Here is a 22,714-nt window from a genome sequence, read left to right on the forward strand (position 1 = left end):
AGCGCTTTCATAAATTAGCGAAGTCTGCAGCTTCCTAAAAAGGTGCTTACCCTCAGCCTTACAGCTCCATGCAGCGCCTGTCTGTATGCCTCTTCTTTTTGGCCCACACACTGAATCGCCATGCCTATCACCCAGACGAAATTCTTAACTTGCAGTAATGAATGCCTGACGGAAGGCTGGATTTCTGCCAATCATCCCGCTTCCGATCCCAAACAAGAAAAGAGGAATAGCGAATGGGGAAAAAGATAAAAAGGATGTGGATAAAAACAATAGGCTTAGCTTTATTAGCCTGTTTGATGATCGTTGGGGAAGCGAACGCTTTTGGACCTTCAACGATGTATTCTTCACCTTCGACGGATCCGGGGCCGGGCACGCTGTACCCAAGGGCTATCCGGTTGCAGTATAACGGAACCTCAAATGGCACGATGCTGGCGACCTTTGAGCATTATGTCAATGGTACGCCAACGTTCCCGGTCTATCGCAGCACGGACGGCGGAGTATCCTGGTCCAAAATTTCCGAAGTCTCTGACACGGTAAACGGCTGGGGACTGCGGTACCAGCCATTCCTGTACGAGCTTCCTCAAGCAATCGGCAGCTTGCCCGCGGGTACGCTTCTCTGTGCGGGGAACTCGATCCCCTCCGACCTGTCTCAAACGAAGCTTGATCTATACAAAAGCACGGATAAAGGCTTGACCTGGACTTTCGTAAGCTCCATTGCAACCGGCGGCCGTGCAGACCCTAGCGGTGCTTATGACCCGGTATGGGAGCCCTTCCTTCTGGTCGCGAACAACAAACTCATTATGTACTACTCGGATGAGAGGGATGCCGCGCATAACCAGAAGCTTGTGCATGTCACTTCGACTAACGGAACGGCATGGAGCACGCCGGTTGAAGATATTGCTCTCGCCGATTCGACGAAACGTCCGGGCATGACTACTGTAGCCAAGCTTGGGAACGGCAATTATATCATGACCTATGAATACGGCGGGTCGCCAAACGGCAACTTCGCTGTCTATTACAAAATCTCCTCCAACCCCGAGAACTTTGGCGCGGCGACCGATCCGGGCACTCTGCTGAAAACAAGAGACGGAGTTGTCCCATCAAGCTCCCCTTACGTGGTATGGGTGCCGGGGACGGGGCCAAACGGAACCATTGCCGTAACCACGAATTCCAGCACGGAGCTGTTTCTGAACTCCGAGAACGGGGCATCCGATACTTGGACGCGGGTCAGTACCGTGGTTCCGCAGGGCTACAGCCGTGCGATCCTGCCTCTTGCGGACAATCACAGCGTATTGATTCTATCGGGCGGCCCGCTTGGCAGCGGACACAACTCGGTAACTTACGGAAGCAAAGATCTGGGAGACGCGGCGCTGCTTCATCAAATCGAGTCCAGCCGTTATGCCGGATACTATATCCGCCACTACAACTTCCTGGCCCGGATTGATACGAATCCATCGCCAATTAACGATTCCAAGTTCAGAATGGTACCGGGTCTGGCGGATTCAACCGGCGTCTCCTTCGAATCGGTTAACTTCCCGGGCTATTATCTGAGACATTACAATTATGTGATGCAGCTAAGCCGTAACGATGGAACAACAACCTTCCAGCAGGATGCTACTTTCTATCAAACGGCGGGTCTTGCGAATTCTTCGCAAGTATCGTTCCGCTCCTACAACTTCCCAACGTACTACCTCAGACAATTGAGCTACACCAGCATGCGCATTGATCCAATTAGCGCGTCAAGCGCAACTGCCGATAAGCAGGATGCAACGTTTATTATCCATTAAGCAGGAAAGCTGCCGGGGAGCCGCAACGTCATTAGGTAAAGCACCTAATGACGTTGCGGGAACCGGCAGCTTTTTATTTGCAGAAGCCCGGCATCTCGTCTGACTACTGATACGTATGTTTGACTGCGCTTCGATACAGGTTAGGCGACACGCCTTTATGCTTTTTGAACAGCTGGGAAAAATACGGCGCGCTAAAGCCGCCGATGATACGGCCGATCTCATTAATGGAGTAGTCCGTATTCTCAAGCATTGCGCATGCTTCGCGAATCCTCCGGCCTGATACATAATCGGAAATGGTCATTCCGGTCTGCTGCTTGAACAAGTGAGAGATATGATAAGGAGATAAATGGAGCTCTTGAGACAACGACTCCAATGACAGCGACTGCCGGTAATGCGTTTCGATCCAGTCCAGTATTCGTTCGACATGTCCCGAGTTTTTTTCGGTTGAAGACGGTATGTCGTCTATTTCAAAAACATGCAGCTGAAGATACCTCAGCAGGGATAGCAGAAAGAGCACCCGATCCTCAACGCTTGGCTCGCCGCCCGCAACCATTCGCATTTTATCGTAATCCTGCAGCAAATTAGCTAAAGTCCGGTCTTCGCAAAACGTAAACGCCTGGCGCTTAAGCGAGCCCTTCATCAATCGGCGCAAAAAAGACTGCAGTTTGGGATACGGCTGCAGATAGGGGGTCAGGATGCGGGGATCAAAGGTGAGGTTTGTTCTTATATAGGTGGCTCCGTCTTGTAAAGGCACATCTACTTTATGGAGCTGGTAAGGTTGAAAGCAAAACAAGGTGTTCTCTTCAAGCCTATATTGCTGGCTTTCCAGCGTTACGGTCCCCGACCCTTCGTGAATATAGAGCAATTCAATCCCCTGATGCGCATGCAGCATCAGCCAATTCTCGTTGCGGGTCTCGTATCTGTAAGTGAAGGAAAAAGCGTTAGCTCCAAGGTCCATAGGCTGAACGACAGTCGGCACAGCACACCTCCCGGCAGGGTCAAAATCGCAATTTAGCTACATTATAGCACAACCTGCCTTAAGTCTAAGAGATTTATAATGAGGCTGTAAACCTAATCGGGAGGGTATCGGAATGTGGAAAAAAGCGATTGAAGATACGCTGCAGGTAACGAGAGCCAACATAGAACGATTCGGGAGCAAATTCCCGCATGTCAGCGAAAATAGCAGCGGCAAATATGTACTGATCGAAAATGAAGGCTGGACGGAAGGCTTCTGGCCCGGGATCCTGTGGCTGAGCTATGAGTACTCCGTTGACGGCGCATTCCGCGAAGCAGCCTTGCGGACGGTTGAAAGTCTCCGGAACCGGCTTGAGAACCATTTGAGCTTGGACCATCATGACATCGGCTTCTTGTATTCCTTGTCAGCCAAGGCGCAATGGATATTGGAGAAGGACGAAGCAGCCAAGCAAACCACGATAGACGCAGCGAAAGTTCTGATGAAGCGCCGGCGCGAAAATATGAATATTTTGCAGGCTTGGGGGCCTAAGGATGATCCCGTTAACGGCGGCCGCATTATCATCGACTGTATGATGAATCTGCCGCTATTGCACTGGGCTTATCTGCAGACCGGGGACAAGTCGTTCAGAGAGGCCGCGGAGCAGCATACGGAGATGAGCCGCCGCTTCCTTGTGCGCGGAGACGACTCCTCTTACCATACTTTCTGGTTTAATCCCGAGACCGGCGATTCGAGCCGGGGAGGAACCCATCAAGGCTTTAAAGACGGCTCGACCTGGACGCGCGGACAGGCTTGGGGGATCTACGGATTTGCGTTAGCTTATCGTTATTTGCGGAAGCCGGAGTACCTGGAGACGGCGAAGCGGCTTGCCAACTATTTTGCGGAACGAATTCCGGAGGATGGCGTGGTGTATTGGGACTTTGACGCGCCTCAGGTGCCGGAGACCAAAAGAGACAGCTCGGCTTCGGCCATAGCGGCTTCCGGCATGCTGGAGATTTGCGGCTTCCTGCAGGGCAATGATCCCGCGTACAAAAAGCTGATGCAAGCGGCGATCCGCTCCATGGAAGGTCTCGTCAGCCATTACTCGACGAACGGAGAGAAAGAGGCGGAAGGCTTCTTGAACCGCGGATCGTATTCCGTGCGCACCAATACTTCTCCGGACGATTATACGATTTGGGGCGACTACTTCTACCTGGAAGCCCTGATGCGTCTCGAAAAAGGCATCCCGGGTTACTGGTACGAGCGTTAAATCGAAATTATAATGCAATGAAAACAAGTCGGCAGGGGGCATACACGATGGCTGAAGGTAATAAAGACCGGGAGCAGTGGATAGAATGGATGCTTCGAATCGGAAGGCCGGTACTGGGGGCTTTGGCAGAACGAAAGCTGAAAGAGAGGATGCCGGTCCAAGCGCTGGCGGGTGACCGCGGCGAATATGCATACCTGGAAGCCTTGGGGCGTTTGCTGACCGGTATGGCTCCCTGGTTCGAGCTGACCGGCTTATCGGGTGAAGAGGAGAGGTTGCGAAGCGGGATGGCGCAATTGGCAAGAGAAGCCATTGATGCCGCAACGGATCCAGCTTCGCCGGACCTGATGAACTTCGCATGCGGCTATCAACCGATTGTGGATGCCGCCTTTTTGTCCCATGCCCTTGTCCGGGCACCGCAAGAACTGCTGGGCAAGCTTGATGACCGGGTTAAGCAAAATGTAGTCAACGGCTTGAAGGCGACCCGGTCAAGAAAACCGGTCTATAACAATTGGCTGTTATTCGCAGCCATGACCGAGACGGCCTTGTATCTACTAGGCGAGGATTGGGATCCGATGCGGATCGATTATGCTCTGAAGAAGCATCAGGAATGGTATTTGGGCGATGGGGTATATGGGGACGGACCGGAATTTCATTGGGACTACTACAATGGATTCGTTATTCAACCGATGCTGGTCGATATTCTCCGGACAGTCGGAACGGAATTGCCGGAGTGGGAGCAATTAGCGACTGTTGCCATCCGCCGGGCGGCCCGACATGCTTCGCAGCAGGAGCGCTTGATCTCTCCGGAAGGCACTTTCCCGCCAATCGGGCGCTCGCTTGCTTACCGGTTTGGCGCATTCCAGCTGCTGTCGCAGGCCGTGCTTCAAGGCTGGCTTCCGGAAGACATTGCTCCTAATCAAGTAAGATGCGCGCTGACGGCGGTTATCCGCCGAATGATCGGGCAGCCCGGAACCTTCGACAAGGAAGGCTGGCTGCGGATCGGATTTTGCGGCGACCAAGAGGATATCGCCGAAGGATACATCTCGACAGGCAGCTTGTATTTATGCTCCGCCGTGTTCCTGCCGCTTGGCCTGCAGCCGGATCACCCGTTCTGGCAAGGTGAAGCGGACTGGACTTCCAAGAAGGCATGGTCCGGCAAACCGTTTCCGATAGATAAGGTGCTTAAATGATTGTTATTAAAAACCCCCGGTTCTCGCAAGCTGCGAGAACCGGGGGTTTGGTTTATCCTTGCTTCAAACGAAGCATCATCGTCCAGAGATCAGCTGTCTCGTAGCCGAGGCGCCAGGCGGCAACGCCGGCGAGGTCGTATTTGATCGCGAGGTTGATCCGCGCCTGCACGCTGCTCGCGGTCTCTGCCCAGAATACATAGGTGAAGCCGTCCTTCACGTATTTGTATTTGGTCTGGCCGGGAGTGGCAGGATCGGAGACGCCAACGGCATTCGTGTCGGCGATCAGCTTCGGAATGTCGCTCATCAGGACCGCGCGGTTGCTGACGAGATTGCCGGAGCCGTCAATCTTCCATTCCCGCACATAGAACGGAATGCCCAGCATCAGCTTACTGCGGGGTACGCCGTATGCGAGGAACTGTTGAACGCCCTTTTCCACCCAAGGCAGGCTTGCTACGGAACCGGCTGAAGAGCTTCCGCTCCAATGCTCGTCATACGCCATAATGATGATCGTATCGACCGCTTGAGCAAGCGCGGCATGATCGTAGGCGGTGAGATGATCCCAGCTGACGTCGCCGCGCGGAAGGTCGATGGACACCTTCAGTCCCTTTGCATGCGCGGCTTTCGATAAAGCGGTAACAAAAGCGGTGTATTCATCCCGGACCGTACCGGCAACTTCTTCGAAGTCGATATTTACTCCGTATACCCCAAGCGAGCCAAGCTTGCTGACCAAGGTGGAGATAAACAGCTGCTGCGCATTTGAATCCGCAAGAAACGCCGTCGTCATCTGCTTATCGAAGTCGTTCGACACGAGAGGCATCACCTGAATGCCCTGCGCCTTCAGCGTAGTTACAATCGTCGGATCCGAGAGATCCGTTAACGCGCCGCTGCTATCCTTCAGCTCGAACCACGAAGGGGAGTCGATGGACAGCCCTTGCGTCTTCGACGTTTGGTTCAGAATCGTCTGGCTGTTGGATGAACCGTTCCATGCCATATAGACAAGACTTTTAGTATTGCTCCACAATTTACGGCCGTCTGCGTTCATGACATAGCTGTTGGAGTAGCCTTTGGCAAACGCAACGGCAGGCGAGCGCGTAAAGAATGATTTCAGCTTTTTGTCTCCTTGATAGACCGAGAGATAAGGCGCGCTGGTCCACCAGGTTGTTCCGTTATGCTTGACCTCGGAGTTCCCGAAATATTTGGCATATTGCAGGGCAGGCTGCAGAGCGACAAAGGATTTGATCGTTTTGCCGCTTTGCTGGACATCGTAGGACGGCACATTGGAATGCACGACCAGTCCGGATAACTCATTGACAACGGTGCTGCTTGGAATGGCTGCAGCCGCTTTTATCGCATCGTACAGAAAAGCATACGTTTTCGTCCCATCCACCGGTTCCTGATCTACCCGAATGGAGTAGACCGGGCTGCCGCTCCGTATTTTTTTCTCCGTTTGCTCCGTCATGTTGTCCCAGATCCAGCTGTTTGAGCTGAGCTCCATAATATGCGCGTTTGTCCAGCGCTTCGCTTCCTGCTTGGCTGCATCGAGGGTCGTATAACCCCAATTCGCATTTGTATTGTCGCCTTGATAGAGCTGATATTTCGGATAGGATTGATAAATCCAGCCCGGGCTTTCCAAATCCCGGATATGTACGTTTTTCATCTTCTTGGCTGCGGCCAATGCCTCGTTGTACGTGCGGAATTCCCATTTGGTGCTGGATTCGCCGCCTTGATAGATTTTGTACCTGGGCAGGTTGTCCCATACCCACTCACGGCCCGTAATCGCTTCCACATGACTGTACTCGAAACCCGACGCGTAAGCAATCGCCTGTTTATCGGTAGCAAATTCACGCAATGCACGATCGTTCTGATAGACGCGATACTTGGTCATTGTGCCGGAAACCGGGCTGGCTGCCATGCTGATCGCAGACGTCCCAATGGTTTGGGCAACGAACAGAAGCAGAACTGCCGCCGATAGTTTTTTGAACATGCTTTTCTACCACACTCCTCTCAAAGTCTACAAAATTAGACGCAATTGAGAGGGATAGGTTGCGATGATTTTCAGCCGGCATTCAGGTGTAAATTATGGCAGAGGATTTGCAAACCTTGGCATGGACGGATAAAAGAGGTGGAAAAGAATAACAATAAGGGCATGAAGGGAAAAACGGGATGAGGTGATGGCATGGCACAGCTGTTCGAACGGCTGGACCTGAAGGAATGGCTGGACGGGGATAGCGTAGAGCCGGTGGAGCTGGAAAAAAGTCTCCGGGAAGTATGGGGCGTAAATCGGTATCTTGGCGGAAATCCGTCTTTGTTTGTTCATCTGGAGAGGCTGATGCGCAAGCTGGCGCCAAGCGAACCGCTTCGGGTATTGGATGTAGCGACGGGGCTGGCGGATCTTCCGGTTGCATTTGTTGGCTGGTGTGAAAAAAGAGGCAGGAAGGTCTCGCTTGTCGCGGTGGACAACCATCCGCAAATCGTCCAGCTGGCGGCCCGCCGGACGAATGCTTATCCGGCCATTGAAGTCTTGCAGGCGGACGGAACGGACCTGCCCTTTGCGGACCGCAGCTTCGATCTGGCTTTTTGCAATCTTGCCCTGCATCATTTGGACGAGCGATCTGCGGTCAAGCTGCTTGCCGAAATGGCCCGCGTGACTCGCGTTGGCTGGGTCGTAACGGATCTGGAGCGGCATCGCCTCGCCTATCTGGCAGCGAAGCTGCTGGCGAGGTTCGTATGGAAAAGCCCGGTCACAAGGCATGACGGACCGCTCTCCGTTCAACGCTCCTTCACTCCGCAGGAGGCCCGGGAGCTCGTTGAGCTTGCCGGCGTGAATGCGGCGGTACATAAACATTTTCCGTTCCGGTTAGCCGTGGTTGGACATGAATAGGTATGACGTCATTGTCGTAGGTGCCGGTCCCTCCGGCAGCGCATCCGCCAGATTGCTGGCTGCCAGCGGGGTCCGCGTCTTGCTGCTCGATGCGGAAGCCTTCCCTCGGCGAAAGCCTTGCGGCGAATCCTTGAATCCGGGCGCGGTTGCCGCTCTGGGGAGGATAACGGGTTATGCGCATGCCCGGGAAGCCTTCGATTTCCCGTCCAGTCCGATACAAGGCTGGAGAGTAAGCAACGGCAGTGCTTCGCTTGAAGCCGTATTTCCGGAAGGGCAGTACGGGGCGGGATGCCGCAGGGAACAGGTCGATCACTGGCTTGCCGAGCAGGCCGGCAGGGCTGGTGCAGCATTCGAACAGCGAACGAAGGCGGAGCGTCTCATCTGGGAAGGAGACAGAGTGGCCGGCGTAATCGCCCGCTCTCCGGCAGGCAAGCCGATGACCATACGCGCCTCGCTAGTTATTGGAAGCGACGGCCTGCGGTCCGTTGTGGCGAGAAGCGCCAAGGTGAACCGCTACGGTTCGCTTCGCAAAGCTGCTTTTACGGCGCGCTTGAACGGGGTGCTCGGGCTAAATGGCAAGGTCGAGTTGTTTACGGCCGGCGATGGTAAAGTGATTGGTCTTGCTCCGATTGGAGGCGGCCAGGCGAACATGACCGTTGTGCTTGGCAGCGCCGAGGCCGCGTCATTGGCAGACAAAGACCGGTCCGGCCTAGTTCTTCGCGAAGCGAGGGCTGTACCGGAGCTGGCGGAGCGGCTGCGGGATGCGGAGATTGAAGGCGGCGTGCTGACATGCGGTCCCTTCGACCGACCGGTTATTCCGCATGACATAGCTGGCATGGTTCTGCTCGGCGATGCGGCGGGTTATTACGATCCGTTAACCGGACAGGGGATCTACCGGGCATTAAGAAGCGCGGAGCTTGCGGCACCTGCCATCGTACAGACGCTTCAGACGCGCGATCCCGAGCCGCTCCGGCAATATAGAATGGCCCGGCAGACTGAATTTGCAACCGGCACCAGAGTGCAGCACATCATTGAACGCTTAAGCAGACATCCTCTCTTATGGCGCTCAGCCCTTCGAGTCATTGGCGCTTCCTCGCTGATGACCAATAAGCTGGCCGAGATCATCGGAGATTGCCCGAAGGAGACGAATACATGTATACCCGTAATGAAGTCACCATAAATTGCGATAAAAAAACGGCTTTCGATTATGCCCGGCAAGTGGAGAATTGGCCGGCGCTGCTTCCGCATTACCGCGGAGTGCAGTTCGAGCAGGGCAGCAGCGATCGGGGCGGACTTGTCATGATGCGGGCGGTAAGACCGTTTAAGCCGTTTAAATGGCCGGTCTGGTGGGTTAGCGAAATGAAGGTGGACGAGCGGTTATGCTCGGTGTATTACAAGCATATTCGCGGCGTTACGACCGGAATGGAAGTCGAATGGCTGATAGAAGCTCTGGATGAAAAGGATCAGGTCAAGGTGACGATCATCCACCGCTGGCTGCAGCCGCCGCTGGGAAGAAGACTGGCAGCCGACATGATCGGCGAGGTATTCGTTTATGCAATTGCAGACCGGACTTTGCAGGGCTTGAAACAGCGGATCGAAGAGCGTGGGAACCAGCAAGACATCCAGGAAGAGGTGGGCTAATATGAACGAGATTAGAGCGGTGGTAACCGGCATCGGCTGCGTAACCCCGATTGGCATAGGAGTCGAAGCGCTATGGGCGGGCGTGCAGCGGGGGGAAAGCGCCGTCAAACCGATCGATCGATTCGCACCGGAGGGGCTTCGCAGCCGGATCGCCGCGCAAATTCCGCATTTCGAAGCGACGGCTTTCATGGACAAGAAGCGGGCGCACCGGATGGACCGATACTCCCAGCTTGCCGTAGCCGGCGGCATTATGGCGCTTCGCGATGCCGGACTGGATGCGGAGGATCTGGAAACCGAGCGGGCAGGCGTCTTTATGGGCTCGGCTCTAGGCGGGATCGCTTTTGCGGAGGAGCAATGCGGGCAATATTTCCAAGGCGGCTTCCGTTCGGTGTCCCCAACGCTTGGATTCTCCGTATTTGGCGGTGCAGCCTCCTGCAATCTCGCCATGGAGTTCGGATTTACCGGACCCAACGAAACAAATTCGATGTCCTGCGGCTCCGGCGCGGTGGCCATCGGCAGGGCTTTGCAGGCTATCCGGCGAGGCGAAGCGGATGTCGTGCTGGCCGGCGGATCGGAAGCACCGCTTGCTCCGTTGTCTTTTGGCGCTTTCGATATGCTGCGCGCGATGTCGACGCGCAATGAAGAACCGGCGAGCGCAAGCAGACCGTTTGACCGGACCCGGGACGGCTTTGTCATGGGAGAAGGCTCCGCTATCCTGGTTATCGAAGCCGAGCATCACGCCCGTGCCCGCGGCGCAAGGATTTACGGAGAGCTGGCTGGCTTTGGATTAACAAACGACGCCCATCATATGAGCGCGCCTCTTCCAACGGGGGAACAAGCGGCGCGGGCGCTCAAGCTGGCGCTCTCCAGCGCGGATATGTCGCCGGATGACGTCTCATACGTCAATGCGCATGGTTCTTCCACGCTGCTTAACGATGTGACGGAATCAAAGGTGATCCGAAGCGTATTCGGCAGCCGCCCGGTAGCGGTAAGCGGAACGAAAGGCCTATACGGCCATCCGCTTGGAGCATCCGGCGCGATAGAAGCGGCGATTACGCTGCTTTCCTTGAATCAAGGCTGGCTGCCGCCAACAACGAATCTGAACGACCCTGATCCGGAGGCCGAGATTGATCTGGTCTCCCGGCAGGCAAGAGAGGTGAAGGCCGAAGCCGCCGTTTCGAATTCCTACGGCTTCGGCGGGGTAAATGCGGTATTGGCATTCCGCAAAGCATAATGAAGAGGCAGTTTCCGTTAGGGATAGCGGGAACTGCCTTTTTCTATTTCAGCTCTTGAGCGTGCATCAGATGTATACCCTCCGAATCCTCCGAATCCTTCGAATCCTTCGAATCCCTCACCGTATAAAGCAACCGAGTGTAAAAGCAAGCTGATCGGCAAGCATCACTTGCCCGCAAGCGAATATTGTAGTTATAGGATGGATGGAGCCGAAGCGGTATAACCTGATCGGAAGGGGCGGGAACCAGCATGGAAATACCCGTATATCGCCCGCAAAACCATGTGCGGTTCATTACGGCAGCCGCTTTATTTGACGGGCATGACGCATCAATCAACATTATGAGGCGGATTCTGCAAGCCTCCGGAGTCGAGGTTGTTCATATCGGCCATAACCGGTCGGTTCAGGAGGTGACCAGCGCTGCGATCCAAGAGGATGTTCAGGGCATTGCGATCAGCTCTTACCAGGGCGGCCATATCGAATATTTAACTTATATGTTTGATGTGCTGAAGCAGGCCGGAGCGGGGCATATCAAAATTTTCGCTGGCGGGGGCGGCGTCATTATTCCCTCCGAGATTGAAGCGTTGGAGCGTTATGGCATCGCCAAAGTCTTCTCCCCGGAGGACGGCCGCAGGATGGGGCTGCAGGGAATGATCAATTTCATGATTGAAGCCTGCGATGAGCCGACGCCGAGACAGGCCGAAGAGGATCTTAGACTGGCGAAGCAGCGCGATTGGGGAGCCATGGCAAGGCTGATCTCCTCGGCCGAGGATCAGGCTGCGGGCGTGTCTGCCGATGATTGTACAGCTGCCGTACTGCAGCAGTTGAGGGAGAATGTCCCCGGAGTGCCGGTGCTGGGAATAACCGGAACGGGAGGCGCCGGCAAAAGCTCCTTGACGGATGAGCTTGTACGCCGATTCCTGGACGATTTTCCCAACCGCTCGATTGCCGTCATCTCGGTGGATCCGACCAAGATGAAGTCCGGCGGAGCGCTGCTGGGGGATAGGATCCGAATGAATGCCATTCATGATCCGCGGGCATTCATGCGCAGTATGGCCACAAGAAAATCAAAGACGGAGATCAGCGAAGCCACAAGCGACGCGATCGCAGTCGCCAAGCATGCGGGATACGACTTTGTTATCGTGGAGACAAGCGGAATTGGCCAAGGGGATGCTGCCATAGTAGAGCTGTGCGATATCGCCATGTACGTCATGACCAGCGAATACGGCGCCGCTAGCCAGCTGGAGAAAATCGATATGATCGATTACGCCGACGTGATCGTCATTAACAAATTTGAACGCCAAGGCTCGGAGGATGCCTTGAGGGATGTCCGCAGGCAGTATAAGCGCAGTAGACGGCTTGATACGGCTCATAATGAGCAGCTTCCCGTATTCGGAACGATGGCGAGTCAATTCAACGACCCGGGCGTAACGATGCTCTTCCGGCACGTGATGAAGCTTGCCCAGGACAAATCCGGCGGCAGTTGGCCGGTTCGGCTGGATGAGTCCGGTTTAAGGGCTACAAAGAGAAACTTGATTATTCCGCAGGACCGTACCGGATATTTGCGAGAGATTGTTCAGACGGTCCGGCAATACAAGAAGGATATCGAGGAGCAGGTTGCGGTTGTCCGCACGATTGCCCAGCTGAAGGGTACGAGACAGCTCATTTACGCCAATCAGGAACGGCTTCTGACAAGAGAGGAAACGGCGTTTTTCGCGGATAAGCTGGACGCGATGGCTGCGGAATGGGAAGACCGGCTGCATCCCGATTGCCGGAAACAGCTTGCCGATTGGCCGACCATCCGCAATCTTTACCGGCCTGTTGTTCTGGAATCGCTTTCGGGCAGCGCGGTGCCTAAAGTCAGCCTTCCCAAATTCCATGAGACGGGCGAGCTGCTCCGCTGGCTTCTGAAAGAGAACTTGCCGGGGTATTTCCCGTACACGGCGGGTGTATTCGCCTTTAAGCGAACCGACGAGGAACCCAAACGCCAGTTTGCCGGAGAAGGCACGCCGGAGCGGACGAACCGCCGGTTCCATTATTTGTGCCGGAATGACGAGGCCAAGCGGTTATCCACAGCCTTCGACAGCGTGACCTTATACGGCCAGGATCCAAGCAACCGCCCGGATATATACGGAAGGATCGGGAACAGCGGGGTCAATGTTTGTACGCTTGAGGATATGAAAAAGCTGTACGAAGGCTTTGATCTCTGCCATCCGTCGGTCAGCGTGTCGATGACGATTAACGGGCCGGCGCCTATCCTGCTGGCTATGTTCATGAATACGGCGATCGATCAGCAGGCGGATAAATTCATTGCGGAAAACGGCCGACAGCCGGATGAATCGGAGTACCGGAACATCAAGGCGGGAGCGCTCCGATCCGTGAGAGGTACGGTGCAGGCGGATATTTTGAAGGAGGACCAAGGTCAGAATACCTGCATTTTCAGCACGGAATTTTCGCTTAAAATGATGGGAGACATCCAGCAATATTTTATCGATCACGGCGTACGCCATTATTATTCCGTCAGCATAAGCGGATACCACATTGCGGAGGCTGGCGCAAATCCGGTCACGCAGCTGGCTTTTACGCTGGCTAACGGCTTCACTTATGTCGAGTATTATTTGGCCAGGGGCATGTCTATCGATGACTTTGCTCCAAATCTATCGTTCTTCTTCAGCAACGGCCTTGATCCCGAATACAGCGTAATGGGGCGCGTGGCGCGGCGCATCTGGGCAACCGTCATGAAATTTAAATACGGGGCTAACGAACGAAGCCAGAAGCTAAAATACCACATCCAGACATCCGGCCGTTCGCTGCATGCGCAGGAAATGGATTTTAACGATATCCGGACCACGCTGCAAGCGTTAATGGCCACTTACGATAACTGTAACTCCCTGCATACCAACGCGTATGACGAGGCGGTCACGACCCCTACGGAGAACTCCGTCCGAAGGGCAATGGCGATCCAGCTTATTATCAATCGGGAATTTGGACTCGCGAAGAACGAGAATCCTCTCCAGGGCTCTTTTATCGTGGAAGAGCTGACCGACCTGGTGGAGGAGGCCGTGCTGGAGGAGTTTCTGCGCATTCATGAGCGCGGCGGGGTGCTGGGCGCCATGGAAACCCAGTATCAACGGGGGAAGATCCAGGAGGAATCGTTATTTTACGAACAGAAAAAGCATGCCGGTGAGCTGCCGATTATCGGAGTGAACACGTTCCTCAATCCCAATCCCGAAGAAACGCGAACGGATATCGAGCTGGCACGGTCGACGGAAGCAGAGAGGTTGGCTCAAATCCGCCGATTGCAGGCTTTTCAGAAAAAACATCAGGAGGAGTGCCCGGACGCGCTCGAGGAGCTGAAGAAGGCGGCGGTAACCGGCGGCAATCTGTTCGAAGCCTTAATGGAGGTTGTAAAAAGCGCCTCGATCGGTCAAATCACGGATGCGTTATTCGAAGTTGGGGGGCAATACAGGAGGAATATGTAAGGATGGGATAGAAAATATAGGAAAATAGCTATGGCGAGATAAAGCCGAATGAAAAGCTAAGACGAACCGGAGGGAAGCATCCGTGCTTGTGATGACATTCATTTTAACTTTGATGAACTCGATATTGCTGCTCGTTATTTACCTTCATCTGCCGAAGCGGGATATCGCGCAGGAAGCCGTTGAACGGGCATGGGCGAATGACCGGAGGAGACAAGAAGAGAAGCAGGCGGGCGACTCTTAAAAACTAAACATAACTCTTGAGAATAGAAAAACCTCCAACTCATAAGAATTGGAGGTTAATCTCATACCCGGCTAATCCTCGATATCCGCCCACATTTCCTCTTCGTCCACATCCAGCTTAATGTTGGTGCGGAAGACGCGGCGGTTGTATTGCCGGTACATATATTGCTCGATAGCCTCGAGCAGATTCGCTTCAATGATATATTGGCTCCGACCGTTAACCCATACTTCCGCGGTGAAGCCGTACTCTTCGTCCCAAGCCAGCTGCACCTCCACGTCCGAAGGTTGCACGCCTCTTCGATCTGCCATATGCAGACAAACGGCATTGATAATTTCGTCCGTGTAAATTCTTGTCATTTAGTAAGGTCTCCGTGGATCGGGATTATTTTTCTTCTTGAACATGCGGAACAGCGAAATCACGATTCGTACCAGAACGAAGATCGCAATCAGGTTAATGAGGAGGCCGAAGAACTGACCCATGCCGCCCATATTGCCAAGCAGACCGCCGAACAGCATGCCTGCGAGACCGCCGATCAGCATACCCTTCATAAAGCTGCCGCCGCTGAAAAAGCCTTTGTTCGTTGTCGCAGCGCCGGTTTTATTCGTTGTAGCGCCAGTCTTTGTACCGGAAGTCGATTCCTGTACGTTAGCTTGTTTCTTGGGGGTTTGCGTGTAACTTTGTTTTGGAGATTTGAATCCTCCTCCGCGCTTTGCCGCATCCGCTTGGCCTAGACCAAATGTCAGAAACAAAGCGAAAGCCATGATGACTAGTAACCCTTTTTTCATTCTGTACGTCTCCTCCTGCTTCGATGTGTAGCTCAATAATTGCTATGATACACATTTACGGCTAATATTAACGGAGGTTTCAAAAATATTTTTGTACACAATGTTCCAAATCATATATATGCAAAGGAGAGAACCCCTATGAATTATCCATCTGCTTATATATCGTACCTAGCGGAGTTTAACGGGACGCGGGATTTCTTCGAATGTCATGAGCTACTGGAGGAGCACTGGAAGGAGCATCCGGACGATCCCCGGGCGTTGTTGTGGGTTGGACTCATTCAGCTTGCCGTCGGCCAATATCACGAGCGGCGGGGGAATTCGAATGGTGCTTTAAAAATGTACGAAAAGGCGCTCGGGAAGCTGGATCTGCTCTCCCTTGAGCAGTTAGGTCTGGACGGAACGCGGACGATCGAGGATCTTTCGCGCCGGTACGACTGCCTGCGAAAGGGTCAATCGCTGCCTTACCGAGACATGACGCTTGTCGTAACGGATCCCGAGCTGGAGCGGCATTGCATTCAGCTATGCGATGCCTTACAGGTGAAATGGGGAAGCAGCAGCCCCATGAATGCGGATGCTTTGATTCACCGGCATAAATTGCGTGACCGCAGCGACGTATTAGCGGAGAGGGCAGCAGCAATCGAAGCGAAAAAAAGGAACCGGACCGCGGAATAACCACGCGCGCCCGGTTCCTTTTTTGTATGTTATTTTTGGTAGCCGTCCACGATCAGGTCAAGAGCGCCTGTGTCCGGGTGAATGGCAAGGCCGTGTACCGGAGTGTTAGGCGGAAGAAGCGGGTGGTTGCGCACGATGCTAACGCTCTTCTCGACGCTGTCGCGCAGGTTGTCAAAGCCGGTCAGCCAGCGGTTCAGGTCTACGCCGGAATGACGGAGCGTGTTGATCGTTTGCTCGGAAATGCCGCGTTCCAGCATGTGGCCGACAACAGTCTCCGGATCGATGCCGGTCATGCCGCATCCGTGGTGCGCAATAATAAATACTTCGTCTGCCTTCAGCTCGTACAGGGCTACAAGGACGCTGCGCATAATGTTGCCGAATGGCTGCGTAATAATCGCGCCTGCGTTTTTGATGATTTTGGCATCGCCGTTTTTCAGGTTCAATGCTTTAGGGAGCAGCTCAACAAGCCGGGTGTCCATGCATGTGACGACAACGATTTTGCGGTTAGGGAACTTATCCGTCAGATATTGCTCGTATTCCTTGTTTTCGACGAAAGCTTTGTTGTGGTTCAAGATTTTTTCCAAGTTGTTCATTTGATTACCTCCTAATAAAAAGATTAGTTCTTCAGAAAACGAAGGTCAAGCGTATAGATCTGGCTGTCGCTCTTGAGGCTGTACGCTTCGCGGGCGGCATCATAATCAATACGAAGCTCCGGCTCGAAAAACACTTCGTGGCGAGGCTCGAACCAGAACGGGAACGGGTCGCCTTGGGCAAGCCGGTCGTCCGGGCCGCCTTGCTCAATGAGCTGAAGCGCCGGGACGCCGCTGACGACGCAGCCGCAGCCTTCGGTATCATGCAGCAGCTTCAGCTGCTTGCGGCCTTCCTCTATGTAAGGGGCCAGCGACGTAACGGCAGCAGGAGTAAAAGTTATGCGCATGTCGTATTCTCTCCTTCTCTCTACTCTATTAACGACAAAAAAGGTTAAAGTTGATTATACGTTTTGTAATCGTTAAGATCAAGATAGGCTCTGTTCAAAATGAGCAAATTTGGAATGGGGAAGGTGGATGGAATAATGACGGTACATAAGGAAACAACCGCAAAATTTATGGAAACAATCCGTAAAATGAAAAGCTACGAGGAAGCGCTTGGCGTCCTGTATTGGGATCTTCGGACCGGAGCGCCGCGCAAAGGCATGGATACCCGCTCGGAGGTTATCGGCGCTTTGTCCGGCGACATGTTCAAGCTCTCGACTTCGCCCGAGCTTGGCGAATATTTGAACGAGCTGGAGCAGCCGGCCGCCCGTGAGCAATTATCCGATATTGAACGGAAGCTCGTTAGCGAAACGCGCAAAGACTACGATCGAAGCGTCAAAATTCCGCCAAAGCTTTATCAAGAATACGTTGTGCTTTCATCGCAAGCGGAATCCAAATGGGAGGAAGCCAAAGCAAGCAACGATTACGCCGGCTTCCAGCCGCTGCTCGAAAAAGTCATCGATTATACGCAGCAATTTATTGACCTGTGGGGGCCGAAAGCAACCCGCTACGATACCTTGCTTGACCAGTATGAGCCGGGTATGACGACGGCAGAGCTGGACCGCGTGTTCGGCGGCTTGCGCGAGCAGCTGGTTCCGCTTGCTGCCGCAATTGCGGCGTCCCCGCATCAGCCGGATACTTCCTTTCTGGGGCAAAAATACGATAAGCAGGCGCAAAAAGCGTTCAGCTTGTATATTTTGAACCAGATGGGCTACAACTTCGAAGCAGGCCGCCTCGACGAGAGCGTTCATCCGTTTGCAACCGGGCTTAACCCGGGCGATGTCCGCATCACGACCCGTTACCTGGAGAATGATGTGACAAGCGCGCTGTTCGGTACCATACATGAGGGCGGACATGCCTTGTACGAGCAAAATATTATGCCCGAGCTGATCGGCACTACGCTGTGCACGGGTACTTCGATGGGCATTCACGAATCGCAGTCGCGCTTCTGGGAAAATGTCATCGGACGAAGCAAGCCGTTCTGGGAGCAATATTTCGGCAAGCTGCAGGAGAAATTCCCCGGCCAGCTTGACGTGTCGGTCGAACAGTTCTACCGCGGCATTAACGTCGTGCAGCCGTCCCTGATCCGGATCGAAGCCGACGAGCTGACGTACAACCTGCACATTATCATTCGTTACGAGATCGAGAAAATGATCTTTAATGAAGGCGCAAAAGCAGCGGACCTCCCGGCGATCTGGAACGACAAGTACAAGGAGTACCTGGGCATCGTTCCGCCGACTAACGCGGAGGGCGTGCTGCAGGACGTTCACTGGTCCGGCGGAGCGTTTGGCTACTTCCCGTCGTATTCGCTTGGCAATATGTACGCCGCGCAAATCGCCGACACGATGGAGCGGGAGCTCGAAGGCTTCTGGAGCCTGATCGGCCGCGGCGAGTTGCTTCCGATAAAGGAATGGCTGACCGAGCGCATCTACAGGTACGGCAAGCTGAAGTCGCCGTCGGAGCTGATCCAAAGCGTTACCGGTAAGCCGCTGGATCCTCAGCATTTGGTGAGTTATCTCGAGCGCAAATACAAGGATATTTATAAGCTGTAAACCACAAAGTGGCCGTCCCGAGTCGGGGCGGCTTTTTTTTGCTTGGCACGCGGGTATTGTTTCAACTCGTAAACTGCTGCAGCGCGGAAAAAGCCTGCTAATCGGTGGCAAGCAGCCGTTGTGTTTCAGGATTCCAAGCCAAGAGTTCCCATTGTTCGGAATTCACCGACTTTTTTCCTCCTGCATAGGCTATTGTACTTTACTACTTACTTTAATTGAGTAATCACGGGAGGTTTACAGATGAGAAGGAAGCTATGGCTGTCGCTGCTCCTGATTGTGGCGCTTACGACAACGGCCGCGCTGGCCGGCTGCGGCAAGGGAAGCTCGGAGAAGGTTAAGCTGACGATCGGCGAAGTAACGAGGTCGGTTTTTTACGCTCCGGAGTATGTTGCTCTGGCGAAAGGGTTTTTCGCTGACGAAGGACTGGACGTGACGCTGACAACAACGGCGGGCGGGGACAAAACGATGACCGCGCTGCTCTCCAACACGATTGACGTCGCGCTTGTCGGTTCGGAAACGTCGATCTACGTGTACCAGCAAGGTTCCGACGACCCGGTTATCAACTTTGCCCAAGTGACGCAAACCGACGGTACGTTCCTGGTTGCCCGCAATGACCCGAATTTTGACTGGAACAATCTGAAGGGGGCAACATTCCTCGGCCAAAGGAAAGGCGGCATGCCGCAAATGGCGGGCGAATTCACGCTGAAGAAGCATAACATCGACCCTCATGCGGACCTGGAACTCATTCAAAACGTTGATTTTGCGAATATCGCGCCTGCCTTCGCATCCGGCACGGGCGATTATGTACAGCTGTTTGAGCCAACGGCGTCCGTATTTGAAAAGCAAGGAACCGGCAAGGTTGTCGCATCCTTTGGCGTAGAGAGCGGGCATTTGCCGTATACCGTCTTTATGGCGAAACAAAGCTATATCAAGAAAAATACGGCTGCCATTCAATCATTTACGGATGCTGTGCACCGCGCTCAGCTTTGGGTACAAGAAAACGATGCCGCAACGATTGCGGACGTTGTTGCCCCTTACTTCGACAACGTGGATAAAGACATTCTGGTCAGTTCCATTGACCGTTACAAACAACAAGGCTCTTACGCAACGGACCCCGTAATCGACGAAGGCGAATGGAACAACCTGCTGGACGTAATGACGCAGGCAGGCGAGCTCAAGGAACGGACGGAGTACGGCAAAATCGTGGATAACAGCTTTGCGGAGAAATCGATACAAGACGTGAAGAAATAAGCTTGCGTTTAAGAAGCAAGAACGACCATGGCTGTTTAGATGTTCAACAATTAAGCGAACTTTTAGGAGGGACTTTCGATGGCTGGCGAAGATAATCGGCTGGAACTGAAGGATGTGTCCCATGTCTACGTAAACGAAAAGGGTGCTTCCTTGGCCGTCGAGAATTTGAATTTGACGGTTCGGCGCGGTGAGTTCGTCAGCCTCGTCGGTCCGAGCGGCTGCGGCAAGACAACGATTCTTAGCATGCTTGCGGGTTTATTTTCTCCTACGGGAGGGCAGGTGCTTCTCGCAGGAGCGCCCGTCCTTGGTCCGTCCCGGCTGGTTGGTTACATGCTGCAGCAGGATTTCTTGTTTCCGTGGCGGACAATTCGGGATAACGCGGCAATAGGCCTGGAAATTACGGGCGGAAAAACGAAAGAGGCGATGACGGAAGTCGATCGCCTATTAACGGAGCTGGGACTGCCGGGCTCGGGGAGCAAGTATCCGCACGAGCTTTCGGGCGGCATGCGGCAGCGTGTTGCCTTGGCCCGCATGCTTGCGACGAATCCGGAAGTGATGCTGCTCGATGAACCTTTTTCCGCGCTCGATCTGCATATCAAGCTTCAGCTTGAGGATCTGGTAGACGAAACGCTGAAGCGTCTCGGCAAAACGGCCGTGCTCGTCACTCACGATCTGGCGGAAGCCGCTGCGATGAGCGACCGGGTTATCGTGCTGGCCGCGAATCCGGGCAGAATCGTAAAGGAGCTTGAGGTACCGGATGAAATCCGGCAGGCAACGCCGATGGAAGCGCGCAAGCTGCCGGGCTTCCAGGACGTATTCGATCAACTGTGGGCAGAGCTTAACCGGGCGGAAGGAGGCGGCGGGCATGCCTAAGGAAGAGAAGACGCGCGGGCAAGCATGGTTATCCGGCGTTGAGGAAGACCGCGAGAGCGGAATGAGAGAGCTGCACGCGTTATTCAAGCAAAAGGCGAGACGGGTAACCGCGGCAGTAGGAACCACTCAGATTGCTATCCTGCTGTTGTTTATCGCTCTGTGGGAAGCGGCAGGCAGGCAAAGATGGATCGACCCGCTGCTGTTCAGCTACCCGACCAAAATCATCAACCAGCTGTGGAGCTCGATGGCGGACGGCACGATCTGGCCGCACATCGGAATGACCGTGTCCGAGACGATTATCGGATTTCTGCTCGGTACCCTTGTCGGAACCGGCATTGCCGCGTTATTGTGGTGGTTTCCTTTTTTATCGAGGGTACTGGATCCTTATCTGGTCGTATTGAACAGTCTGCCGAAGGTTGCGCTAGGTCCGCTTTTTATCGTTACGCTTGGACCGGGCTTTACTTCGATTGTGGCGGTAACCTTGTCGGTAACGGTTATCATTACAACGATTAATATTTACAACCGGTTCAGAGAGATCGAGGCGGGCTATATCAAGGTGGTCCGGCTATTTGGCGCGAGCAGGGCGCAGCTGTTCCGGCTTGTCATTCTTCCCGCCTCATTTCCGGTTATTATTTCGGCCCTCAAGGTCAATGTCGGTCTCGCCTGGATCGGGGTTATCGTCGGCGAATTCCTGGTCGCAAAGCTTGGACTCGGCTATCTGATGATCTACGGCTTCCAGGTGTTCAACTTCACCCTCGTGTTGTCCACGCTGATTGTCATCGCCGCTGTCGCAACCATTATGTATCAACTTGTGGCGATATTGGAACGGAAGTTGACGTCAGGCTGGCGAGAGCGTTAGGATAAGCGTATTAATCTATCCGAACGTGAGGGAAATTAGTGGGCATTCGCATCATCAAAACAGCATTAGCAGCCATTATCGCCATTTATTCGGCTGTATATTTGAACTTGGAGCCGCCGCTTGGCGCGGGTATTCTTGCTATTCTCGGTGTAGAAGTCAGCCGGATGAAAGGGCTGAAGAGCGCTATTCAGCGTTTCGTCGCTTCTTCGCTGGGACTTTTTTTTGCCTCTTTGGTCTTTACGATCTTTGGTTTTCATATTTGGGTAGTGGCTTTATTTATCTTGATGACGTTCCCCGTATTGGCGCGCTTCCAGCTGAAAGACGGGATTGTGACAAGCGCGGTTATCGTGTTCCAGCTGTTTAATCACGGGGAAGTCACCGTTGATGTATTGGAAAACGAAGTGCTGCTCATGATATGCGGCCTTGGCTGGGCAACCGTAATCAACTTCATCTATATGCCGAAGGATCAGCATCTGCTGGAAGGGCTCAAGGCGTCCGTCGAGAAGCTGCTCGGCGATATTTTCACCGAGATGGGCAGGACGCTCCGCGATCCCTCTCATATCTGGAACGGCAGCGAGCTGCTCGAGGTTCACCGGGTTATAGATGAAGGCGCGCGCCGGGCCGTGCTGAACAAGGAGAACCGGCTATTCGGGCAAGAGCATTATTGGTCCACTTACTTCGAAATGCGGCGTCTCCAGCTCGAATCGGTGCAGGCAATGCTGGAAGAGCTGGCGCTCGTCTACGAGAAGCTGCCGCAGAACGAACCGCTTGCGGAGCTGCTGGAGCTCCTGTCCGGGGAAGTGAAATCCGAAGTATACCGCGGGATAACGGAAAAACGCTTGTCCGAGCTGAGGCAGCTGTACAAGTCGATGGAGCTTCCGCGGACGCGGGATGAATTCGAGCTTCGGGCCGCTATTTTGAAGATGACGATGGAGCTTGAAAGATATTTGGCAATCGCCAAGCGATTAAAGAAAAGAAATGTCATGTTAGACAAAGCGGAGCCATAAAATAAAGA

General features: G+C 53.9%; 21 protein-coding genes. 15 read left to right on the forward strand and 6 right to left on the reverse strand.

Annotated elements, in window-relative coordinates:
• Positions 1-233 precede the first annotated feature (233 nt).
• Positions 234-1,787: an AbfB domain-containing protein gene (locus tag EV294_RS06560; protein WP_132304932.1), complete on the forward strand. Its 1,554-nt coding sequence runs from the start codon at positions 234-236 to the stop codon at positions 1,785-1,787.
• Positions 1,788-1,890: 103 nt separating this feature from the next.
• On the opposite strand, the gene EV294_RS06565 is transcribed toward EV294_RS06560, so the two are convergent.
• Positions 1,891-2,766, reverse strand: a complete 876-nt coding sequence (locus EV294_RS06565) for an AraC family transcriptional regulator (protein WP_132304934.1) — start codon at positions 2,764-2,766, stop codon at positions 1,891-1,893.
• 112 nt (positions 2,767-2,878) lie between these two features.
• Between EV294_RS06565 and EV294_RS06570 the strand changes: the two genes are divergently transcribed.
• Both EV294_RS06570 and EV294_RS06575 read left to right on the forward strand, forming a co-directional pair.
• Positions 2,879-4,009 (forward strand): glycoside hydrolase family 88 protein, encoded by a 1,131-nt coding sequence (locus EV294_RS06570; RefSeq protein WP_207918107.1) that lies wholly within the window; start codon positions 2,879-2,881, stop codon positions 4,007-4,009.
• Positions 4,010-4,056: 47 nt separating this feature from the next.
• Positions 4,057-5,199: a DUF2264 domain-containing protein gene (locus tag EV294_RS06575; RefSeq protein WP_132304940.1), complete on the forward strand. Its 1,143-nt coding sequence runs from the start codon at positions 4,057-4,059 to the stop codon at positions 5,197-5,199.
• A 52-nt stretch (positions 5,200-5,251) separates the two neighbouring features.
• On the opposite strand, the gene EV294_RS06580 is transcribed toward EV294_RS06575, so the two are convergent.
• The gene (locus tag EV294_RS06580) at positions 5,252-7,183 is read right to left on the reverse strand and encodes a glycosyl hydrolase family 18 protein (protein WP_132304942.1); all 1,932 of its coding nucleotides are present in this window, start codon (positions 7,181-7,183) and stop codon (positions 5,252-5,254) included.
• Positions 7,184-7,375: 192 nt separating this feature from the next.
• On the opposite strand from EV294_RS06580, the gene EV294_RS06585 reads away from it, so the two are divergent.
• The 6 genes from EV294_RS06585 (at position 7,376) to EV294_RS30245 (ending at position 14,675) form a co-directional block, all read left to right on the forward strand.
• On the forward strand, positions 7,376-8,080 hold the full coding sequence (locus EV294_RS06585; RefSeq protein WP_132304944.1) for a methyltransferase domain-containing protein: 705 nt from the start codon (positions 7,376-7,378) through the stop codon (positions 8,078-8,080).
• Positions 8,073-9,260 (forward strand): NAD(P)/FAD-dependent oxidoreductase, encoded by a 1,188-nt coding sequence (locus EV294_RS06590; protein ID WP_132304946.1) that lies wholly within the window; start codon positions 8,073-8,075, stop codon positions 9,258-9,260. Before EV294_RS06585 ends, EV294_RS06590 begins: the two co-directional genes overlap by 8 nt.
• Positions 9,233-9,721, forward strand: a complete 489-nt coding sequence (locus EV294_RS06595; protein WP_132304948.1) for an SRPBCC family protein — start codon at positions 9,233-9,235, stop codon at positions 9,719-9,721. The genes EV294_RS06590 and EV294_RS06595 overlap by 28 nt, the downstream gene beginning before the upstream one ends.
• A gap of 1 nt (position 9,722) precedes the next feature.
• The gene (locus tag EV294_RS06600) at positions 9,723-10,955 is read left to right on the forward strand and encodes a beta-ketoacyl-[acyl-carrier-protein] synthase family protein (protein WP_132304950.1); all 1,233 of its coding nucleotides are present in this window, start codon (positions 9,723-9,725) and stop codon (positions 10,953-10,955) included.
• Between the two features lie 248 nt (positions 10,956-11,203).
• Positions 11,204-14,434 carry a fused isobutyryl-CoA mutase/GTPase IcmF gene (gene icmF, locus EV294_RS06605; protein WP_132304952.1) on the forward strand — a complete coding sequence of 1,077 codons (3,231 nt, stop codon included), beginning with the start codon at positions 11,204-11,206 and terminating at the stop codon, positions 14,432-14,434.
• Positions 14,435-14,522: 88 nt separating this feature from the next.
• The gene (locus EV294_RS30245) at positions 14,523-14,675 is read left to right on the forward strand and encodes a hypothetical protein (protein WP_165930591.1); all 153 of its coding nucleotides are present in this window, start codon (positions 14,523-14,525) and stop codon (positions 14,673-14,675) included.
• A 71-nt stretch (positions 14,676-14,746) separates the two neighbouring features.
• Here EV294_RS30245 and EV294_RS06610 read toward each other — a convergent pair whose 3' ends face one another.
• Positions 14,747-15,031 carry a YxcD family protein gene (locus EV294_RS06610; protein WP_132304954.1) on the reverse strand — a complete coding sequence of 95 codons (285 nt, stop codon included), beginning with the start codon at positions 15,029-15,031 and terminating at the stop codon, positions 14,747-14,749.
• On the reverse strand, positions 15,032-15,460 hold the full coding sequence (locus EV294_RS06615; RefSeq protein WP_132304956.1) for a hypothetical protein: 429 nt from the start codon (positions 15,458-15,460) through the stop codon (positions 15,032-15,034). It abuts the gene before it with no gap.
• Positions 15,461-15,598: 138 nt separating this feature from the next.
• On the opposite strand from EV294_RS06615, the gene EV294_RS06620 reads away from it, so the two are divergent.
• Positions 15,599-16,132 carry a DUF309 domain-containing protein gene (locus EV294_RS06620; protein WP_132304958.1) on the forward strand — a complete coding sequence of 178 codons (534 nt, stop codon included), beginning with the start codon at positions 15,599-15,601 and terminating at the stop codon, positions 16,130-16,132.
• Between the two features lie 29 nt (positions 16,133-16,161).
• Here the strand turns inward: EV294_RS06620 and EV294_RS06625 are convergent, their stop codons facing one another.
• The gene (locus EV294_RS06625) at positions 16,162-16,725 is read right to left on the reverse strand and encodes a beta-class carbonic anhydrase (RefSeq protein ID WP_132304960.1); all 564 of its coding nucleotides are present in this window, start codon (positions 16,723-16,725) and stop codon (positions 16,162-16,164) included.
• Between the two features lie 23 nt (positions 16,726-16,748).
• Positions 16,749-17,069, reverse strand: a complete 321-nt coding sequence (locus tag EV294_RS06630; protein WP_132304962.1) for an iron-sulfur cluster biosynthesis family protein — start codon at positions 17,067-17,069, stop codon at positions 16,749-16,751.
• A 135-nt stretch (positions 17,070-17,204) separates the two neighbouring features.
• Here EV294_RS06630 and EV294_RS06635 point away from each other — a divergent pair, with 135 nt between their 5' ends.
• From EV294_RS06635 to EV294_RS06655, 5 genes are all read left to right on the forward strand, one after another.
• On the forward strand, positions 17,205-18,716 hold the full coding sequence (locus EV294_RS06635) for a carboxypeptidase M32 (protein WP_132304964.1): 1,512 nt from the start codon (positions 17,205-17,207) through the stop codon (positions 18,714-18,716).
• Positions 18,717-18,956: 240 nt separating this feature from the next.
• Positions 18,957-19,967 (forward strand): ABC transporter substrate-binding protein, encoded by a 1,011-nt coding sequence (locus EV294_RS06640; RefSeq protein ID WP_132304966.1) that lies wholly within the window; start codon positions 18,957-18,959, stop codon positions 19,965-19,967.
• Between the two features lie 78 nt (positions 19,968-20,045).
• Positions 20,046-20,840 carry an ABC transporter ATP-binding protein gene (locus EV294_RS06645; RefSeq protein WP_132304968.1) on the forward strand — a complete coding sequence of 265 codons (795 nt, stop codon included), beginning with the start codon at positions 20,046-20,048 and terminating at the stop codon, positions 20,838-20,840.
• Positions 20,833-21,699 (forward strand): ABC transporter permease, encoded by an 867-nt coding sequence (locus EV294_RS06650; RefSeq protein WP_132304970.1) that lies wholly within the window; start codon positions 20,833-20,835, stop codon positions 21,697-21,699. Before EV294_RS06645 ends, EV294_RS06650 begins: the two co-directional genes overlap by 8 nt.
• A gap of 38 nt (positions 21,700-21,737) precedes the next feature.
• Positions 21,738-22,706, forward strand: coding sequence for an aromatic acid exporter family protein (locus EV294_RS06655; protein ID WP_132304972.1), 969 nt, complete (start codon positions 21,738-21,740; stop codon positions 22,704-22,706).
• Positions 22,707-22,714 lie beyond the last annotated feature (8 nt).

Source organism: Paenibacillus sp. BK033 (assembly GCF_004345425.1).
Classification (GTDB): Bacteria; Bacillota; Bacilli; order Paenibacillales; family Paenibacillaceae; genus Pristimantibacillus.

Coding starts and splice junctions, on each gene's coding strand:
- EV294_RS06580 (WP_132304942.1), bottom strand. CDS start 7,183: ATGTTCAAAAAACTATCGGCGGCAGTTCTGCTTCTGTTCGTTGCCCAA.
- EV294_RS06595 (WP_132304948.1), top strand. CDS start 9,233: ATGTATACCCGTAATGAAGTCACCATAAATTGCGATAAAAAAACGGCT.
- EV294_RS06645 (WP_132304968.1), top strand. CDS start 20,046: ATGGCTGGCGAAGATAATCGGCTGGAACTGAAGGATGTGTCCCATGTC.
- EV294_RS06630 (WP_132304962.1), bottom strand. CDS start 17,069: ATGCGCATAACTTTTACTCCTGCTGCCGTTACGTCGCTGGCCCCTTAC.
- EV294_RS06575 (WP_132304940.1), top strand. CDS start 4,057: ATGGCTGAAGGTAATAAAGACCGGGAGCAGTGGATAGAATGGATGCTT.
- EV294_RS06585 (WP_132304944.1), top strand. CDS start 7,376: ATGGCACAGCTGTTCGAACGGCTGGACCTGAAGGAATGGCTGGACGGG.
- icmF (WP_132304952.1), top strand. CDS start 11,204: ATGGAAATACCCGTATATCGCCCGCAAAACCATGTGCGGTTCATTACG.
- EV294_RS06590 (WP_132304946.1), top strand. CDS start 8,073: ATGAATAGGTATGACGTCATTGTCGTAGGTGCCGGTCCCTCCGGCAGC.
- EV294_RS06570 (WP_207918107.1), top strand. CDS start 2,879: ATGTGGAAAAAAGCGATTGAAGATACGCTGCAGGTAACGAGAGCCAAC.
- EV294_RS06610 (WP_132304954.1), bottom strand. CDS start 15,031: ATGACAAGAATTTACACGGACGAAATTATCAATGCCGTTTGTCTGCAT.
- EV294_RS06615 (WP_132304956.1), bottom strand. CDS start 15,460: ATGAAAAAAGGGTTACTAGTCATCATGGCTTTCGCTTTGTTTCTGACA.
- EV294_RS06625 (WP_132304960.1), bottom strand. CDS start 16,725: ATGAACAACTTGGAAAAAATCTTGAACCACAACAAAGCTTTCGTCGAA.
- EV294_RS06620 (WP_132304958.1), top strand. CDS start 15,599: ATGAATTATCCATCTGCTTATATATCGTACCTAGCGGAGTTTAACGGG.
- EV294_RS06600 (WP_132304950.1), top strand. CDS start 9,723: ATGAACGAGATTAGAGCGGTGGTAACCGGCATCGGCTGCGTAACCCCG.
- EV294_RS06640 (WP_132304966.1), top strand. CDS start 18,957: ATGAGAAGGAAGCTATGGCTGTCGCTGCTCCTGATTGTGGCGCTTACG.
- EV294_RS06560 (WP_132304932.1), top strand. CDS start 234: ATGGGGAAAAAGATAAAAAGGATGTGGATAAAAACAATAGGCTTAGCT.
- EV294_RS06635 (WP_132304964.1), top strand. CDS start 17,205: ATGACGGTACATAAGGAAACAACCGCAAAATTTATGGAAACAATCCGT.
- EV294_RS06650 (WP_132304970.1), top strand. CDS start 20,833: ATGCCTAAGGAAGAGAAGACGCGCGGGCAAGCATGGTTATCCGGCGTT.